Source organism: Martelella mediterranea (assembly GCF_021021415.1).
Taxonomy (GTDB): Bacteria; Pseudomonadota; Alphaproteobacteria; order Rhizobiales; family Rhizobiaceae; genus Martelella; species Martelella mediterranea_C.
Genome location: NZ_JAINWJ010000096.1, coordinates 1 through 1406 on the forward strand (window position 1 = coordinate 1; position 1406 = coordinate 1406).

Below are 1406 nucleotides of genomic sequence, written 5' to 3' on the forward strand. Positions count from 1 at the left end.
TTGGCGTGCAGCGTTTTGACATCGACGGTTGGACCCGCCGGTTCCGCCTTCGCTTCATCGCCAAAAACGCCCGTCGCCCCCTCAAGGAGCTGATCCTTCCATTGCTTGATCTGGTTGGCGTGCACGTCGAACTGCTGGGACAATTCCACCAGCGTCTGCTCACCTCGGATGGCGGCAAGCGCCACCTTGGCCTTGAAAGCCGGGCTATGGTTCCGGCGCGGTCGTCTCGTCATGGTATCTCCTGTTAACGGCATCTAAGCCGAAGTCAGGCAGAAATTCCACTTATCCTAGCTGTGCAGATTTCCCGAGCCATCTCTGACCGCTATGAGCGCCGCAAAGGCGGGCGTCCCGGCTCATCGCGCCGCCCATGGCGCGATGATCACGACGGGAGAGGTCGACGATGTCCGAAACGGCTTCGATCCTACCGCCATGTTGACGGACTGGGACACCGGCAAAGTTTCGACCTTGCCCGACGGCAGGCGCCTGCGAACCTTTGAAGTCACGGCAGAAGACAAGGAGATTGAGATCGCACCGGGCGTCATGTTTCCAGCCTGGACGTTCAATGGTCGGGTTCCCGGACCTGCATTGAGAGCCATCGAGGGTGAGCAGTTGCGCATCGTCTTTCGTAACTATGGTTCTCACCCTCACACGATGCACTTCCACGGCATTCATGCCGCGCGCATGGACGGCATTCCTGGCGCAGGGTTGATAGGCCCAGGGGAAGAGTTTGTATACGAGTTCGAGGCAAAGCCCTTCGGTTGCCATCTGTACCATTGCCACGCGTTGCCGCTCGCGCGGCACATCCACAAGGGCATGTACGGACTGTTTGTTGTCGACCCGGACCCCGAACGTCATCCCGACTTTGAAGATGTGGCACGGTCCCGACTGCTTGGAACGCCTGAGAACGCCCGCTGGCAGGAGCTTGCCATGGTGATGAACGCCTTCGACACCACCTTTGATGGCGAGAATGAGTTCTATGCCTGCAACACAATCGCGCATTGCTACGCCAAGAAGCCGATTCGGATCGAGAAAAACCGTCCGGTGCGCGTCTACCTCGTGAACATCACCGAATTCGACCCCATTAACTCATTTCATTTGCACGCCAATTTCTTCGATTACTATGATCAGGGTACCACCCTCACGCCGACTTTAAAGACCGTCGATGTCATTATGCAATGCCAGGCGCAGCGGGGTATTCTGGAGTTTACATTCGCCGACCACGAGCCAGGCCTTTACATGTTCCATGCCCACCAGTCGGAGTTCACCGAGCTTGGCTGGATGGGGATGTTCGACGTCGTCGAGGCAGTGTCATGAACGAGGATTTAACGACTGACCCGAGCGCCGTCCCGGTGACCTCGCCGAAAGGCTTGTCTTATGATTTTTCCCGGCTTTTCTGCGAAGAAGAG

General features: G+C 57.4%; 1 protein-coding gene and 1 pseudogene. One reads left to right on the forward strand and one right to left on the reverse strand.

Annotation, left to right across the window (positions count from 1 at the left end; all coding sequences use genetic code 11):
- A partial coding sequence (locus K7H91_RS25450) for a transposase (protein WP_230722956.1) occupies nt 1-233 on the reverse strand: 233 nt, incomplete at its 3' end.
- 106 nt (nt 234-339) lie between these two features.
- On the opposite strand from K7H91_RS25450, the pseudogene K7H91_RS25455 reads away from it, so the two are divergent.
- Nucleotides 340-1314: pseudogene (locus K7H91_RS25455) on the forward strand (multicopper oxidase domain-containing protein); the annotation flags it as partial.
- Between the last annotated feature and the right edge of the window lie 92 nt (nt 1315-1406).